Source organism: Streptomyces mesophilus, assembly GCF_040300965.1.
Lineage (GTDB): Bacteria > Actinomycetota > Actinomycetes > Streptomycetales > Streptomycetaceae > Streptomyces > Streptomyces mesophilus_A.
In genome coordinates this window covers 1-4,145 of record NZ_JBEPEW010000289.1, presented here as the reverse complement: position 1 = coordinate 4,145, position 4,145 = coordinate 1, and the positions used below count along the sequence as shown (strand labels likewise).

The window sequence follows — 4,145 nt, the reverse complement described above, 5'->3', positions numbered from 1 at the left end:
GCCGCCTGGGCGCGGGCGTGCAGGGCGGCCTGGGCGGTGAGGCGGTCGCGCCCCGCGAAGAGCGCGGCGGACAGGGCGAGCGCGGTGCGGCGTTCGGCGTCGGAGAGATAGCGGTTACGGGAGGACAGAGCGAGACCGTCCGCCTCTCGTACGGTCGGCACGCCGACGATCTCGACTGGGAAGTTCAGGTCCTTCACCATGCGCTTGATCAGGGCGAGTTGCTGGGCGTCCTTCTGGCCGTAGAGCGCGATGTCCGGCGCCGTGAGGTGGAGGAGCTTGGCGACGACGGTGAGCATGCCGTCGAAGTGGCCGGGCCGGGTGGCGCCTTCCAGGCGCTCGCCCATGGGGCCGGCGGAGAGGCGGACCTGGGGCTCTCCGCCGGGGTAGACCTCGTCGGTGTACGGCGCGAACACCGCGTCCGCGCCCGCCCGTTCGGCGATCACGAGGTCCGCGTCGAGGGTGCGCGGGTAGCGGTCGAGGTCCTCGCCGGCGCCGAACTGCAGCGGGTTGACGAAGACGGTGACCAGGACCTGGCCCTCGGGCCCGGCCAGTTCGCGGGCGCGGCGGATCAGGGCTGCGTGGCCCTCGTGCAGGGCGCCCATGGTCATGACGACGGCGCGCCGGCCTTCGTACGACAGCTTGCGCAGGTCTTCGGCGGTGCGCAGGAGGTCGGTCATCGCTCTCCCCCGCCGGCGCCGTTGAGGTCCGTCATCGCTCTCCCCCGTCGGCGCCGTTGGCGAGCACGCCGAGCAGATCCTCCGCCAACTCCGGCTTGAGCAGGCCGTGCGCGAGCGCGCGGTCGGCGGTCGCGCGGGCCATCGCGAGATAGCCGGCGACGGTCTGCGGGGCGTGCTTGCGCAGCTCGGACACATGGGCCGCGACGGTGCCCGCGTCACCGCGCGCCACCGGGCCCGTGAGGGCCGCGTCACCGGAACGCAGCGCATTGTCGAGCGCGGCGCCGAGCAGCGGGCCGAGCATCCGGTCCGGGGCCGTGACGCCAGCCTGGCGGAGCAGCTCCATGGACTCGGCGACCAGCGTGACCAGGTGGTTCGCGCCGAGGGCGAGGGCCGCGTGGTAGAGCGGGCGGGCAGCTTCCTCGATCCACTCGGGCTCGCCGCCCATCTCGATGACGAGCGCCTCGGCGGCCAGGCGGAGCTCCTCGGGCGCGGTGACGCCGAAGGAACAGCCGGCCAGGCGCTGGACGTCGATCGGGGTGCCGGTGAACGTCATCGCCGGGTGCAGGGCGAGCGGCAGACCGCCGGCGCGCAGGGCGGGGTCGAGGACCTTTGTTCCGTACCGCCCGGAGGTGTGCACGAGCAGCTGGCCCGGGCGGATCGCGCCGGTCTCCACCAGGCCCTCGATCAGGTTCGGCAGGGCGTCGTCCGGGACGGTGAGCAGCACGAGGTCGGCGCGCGCGAGGACTTCGGCGGGGGTGACCAGGGGCACGTCGGGGAGCATCTCGCCGGCCCGGCGCACGGAGGCGTCGGAGACGCCGGAGACGGCGACGGGGCGGTGCCCGGCGAGCTGCAGGGACGCGGCGAGCGCGGGGCCCACACGGCCCGCGCCGACGACGCCGACGGTGAGGCGGGCGGGGCGCTCGCTCGGGTCCGGCAGTCCGGGCCCTGGGGGGTGGCTTGCGTTCACTAGACGACGGCCTTCCGTTCCAGTCCGCTCGGGGTACCGGACGTTTCCGTCCGGGTCGGTGCCGGACGATTTCTCGTCATGTTAACGCAATGGGGTACGGCGGGCTCCGGCTGTCCACAGGCTCCCTGGGGTCGCCGGGAGTTATCCACAGGCTGTGCGTGGGCGGACGGGTGTGCGAGAGGATCTGTGGATGGACGAGATCGAGGCTGTGGATCAGGTGGGGCTGGGCGGGGCGGACCAGGTCGGTCAGGTGGGGCTGGGCGGCTCGGACCAGGCTGGTCAGGTGGGGCTGGGCAGCTCGGACCAGGTCGGTCAGGTGGGTCAGGTCGGGTCGGATCAGGCGGGCCTGGGCAGCTCGGACCAGGTCGGTCAGGTGGGTCAGGTCGGGTCGGATCAGGCGGGCCTGGGCGGCTCGGACCAGGTGGATCCGGGGGCGGCGCGGGAGCGGCGGCTTGCCGCGTTCCGGGCGGCCAAGCGGGTTCTGTCGCGGCCGGGGGCCGATCTCACGTACGCGGACAGCCTCGAGCGTCTGACCCGGCGTGCGCCCGAGGTGTTCGACCTGGGCAGGACCTCCGACATGTACGGCGACTCGATCGTCGAGGAGCTGGAGCGCCGGGTCGCCGGGCTGCTCGGCAAGGAGGACGCGGCCTTCTTCCCCACGGGCACGATGGCGCAGCAGATCGCGGTGCGCGTATGGGCGGGACGTACGGGCGACGCGACGGTGGCGCTGCATCCGCTCGCGCATCCGGAGCGGCATGAGCGGGATGCGTTCTCGGTGGTCAGCGGGGTGCGGAGCGTTCATCCGACCACGGAGCCGCGGCTGCCGAGCGCCGATGAGGTGCGGGAGTTCGAGGAACCCTTCGGGACGCTGATGCTCGAACTGCCGCTCCGTGAGGCCGGGTTCGTGCTGCCCTCCTGGCAGGAGCTGGTCGATGTGGTCGAGGCCGCGCGGGAGCGGGACGCGGTGGTGCACTTCGACGGGGCTCGGCTGTGGGAGTGCGGGCCGCACTTCGGACGGGGGCTCGCGGAGATCGCCGAGCTCGCGGACAGTGTGTACGTCTCGTTCTACAAGTCCCTCGAGGGGCTCGGCGGAGCGGTGCTCGCCGGTCCGCGCTCGTTCGTCGCGGAGGCGAAGGCCTGGCGGCACCGGTACGGCGGGCAGATCTTCCAGCAGTACCCCACGGTGCTCTCGGCGCTGATCGGCCTCGAGGACGAACTGCCGCGTCTTCCCTCGTACGTGGCGCATGCGCGGGTGGTCGCGGAGGCGCTGCGGGAGGGGTTCACCCGGGCCGGGGTGCCGTTCTTCCGGGTCCATCCGGAGGTGCCGCATACGCATCAGTTCCAGGTGTGGCTGCCGTACGAGGCCTCCGTGCTCGACGAGGCGTCGGTGCGGATGGCCGAGGAGACGGGGACAGCGCTGTTCCGGCGGTGGTTCGCTCAGGGGCCGCCGGGGATCTCCGCGACCGAGGTGACGGTGGCGGGGCCGGGGCTGAAGTGGTCGGCGGAGGATGTACGGCTTGCGGTGGGGGAGTTCGTGGGGCGGGTGGGGTGAGGTTGTTTGTGCGGCGGGGGTGAGGTTGTTTGTGCGGCGGGGTGAGGTCACGGGGGCGCTGCCCCCGGTTCCCCGCTGGGGCTTCGCCCGCTACGAAGGGGGCCGAGGCCCGTGGCTGGTTGCCGCCACCTCGCGCCGGCTCCGCGCCCGGCCGGACACGCCACGGGGCGGATCCGCTTTCCGTCCACGGACACCGAGCGCTTACACCCACGCACACCTGGCGGCGTCGGCGCCCCTCGGCCGCGTCCATGGGTGCTTGGCGGCGTTGGCACCCTCGATTACGTCCATGGGTGCTTGGCGGCGTGTGCCTCCTCGGCTACCTCCCTCCCTGGAGCCTGGCGGCGTATGCCCGCTCGGCTGCGTCCATGGGTGCTTGGCGGCGTGTGCCTCCTCGGCTACGTCCCTCCCTGGAGCCTGGCGGCGTATGCCCCCTCGGCCACGTCCATGGGCGCTTGGCGGCGTACGCCCCCTCGGCTGCGTCCATGGATGCCCGGCGGCGTATGCCCCCTTGGCTGCGTCGGCGGCCGTGCCACCGTCGTGCCTGGGGTCGGGACGTATAAGGGGTGGTTGGGGTTCGTGGGTGGTTGCGCGGACCTCGTGCGGCGCCGTCGTCGGCCAACCCGCCGTCGGACTTCCTTTCCCCTATTGCTCTCAGGGATCACAAAGACCGGCGATTGCATTCGAGGGGAGCCGTCTCGGCCGCCGCCACCCTGACCTTCGGCGCCAGAAAGGCCCTACGCCCCGCCCCGCCCCGCCCCGCAAACACCACACCACCCCACATCCCCCACGGCAACGGCCACTCCCCACCCCTCACGGCAACGGCCACTCCCCACCCCTCACGGCAACGGTCACTCCCCACCTCTCACGGCAACTGCCATCCCCCATCTCTCACAGCAATAGGTGAAAGGAAGCCCGACGGCGGGACAGCCGACAACGAACCCGCGCGAGG

At 72.7% G+C, this 4,145-nt stretch carries 3 protein-coding genes; 1 reads left to right on the top strand and 2 read right to left on the bottom strand.

Going from position 1 to position 4,145, the window contains the following annotated elements; translation table 11 throughout:
* The coding region (gene panC, locus ABT367_RS41045; RefSeq protein WP_352259040.1) for a pantoate--beta-alanine ligase at nt 1-677 on the bottom strand (677 nt) is incomplete at its 3' end.
* 31 nt (nt 678-708) lie between these two features.
* Nucleotides 709-1,644 (bottom strand): Rossmann-like and DUF2520 domain-containing protein, encoded by a 936-nt coding sequence (locus tag ABT367_RS41040; RefSeq protein WP_352259039.1) that lies wholly within the window; start codon nt 1,642-1,644, stop codon nt 709-711.
* Between the two features lie 190 nt (nt 1,645-1,834).
* Here ABT367_RS41040 and ABT367_RS41035 point away from each other — a divergent pair, with 190 nt between their 5' ends.
* Nucleotides 1,835-3,196, top strand: coding sequence for a threonine aldolase family protein (locus ABT367_RS41035; protein ID WP_352259037.1), 1,362 nt, complete (start codon nt 1,835-1,837; stop codon nt 3,194-3,196).
* Nucleotides 3,197-4,145 lie beyond the last annotated feature (949 nt).

What these genes read in the sequence shown, in the direction of transcription:
- ABT367_RS41035 (WP_352259037.1), top strand. Translation starts at nt 1,835, where the DNA reads ATGGACGAGATCGAGGCTGTGGATCAGGTGGGGCTGGGCGGGGCGGAC.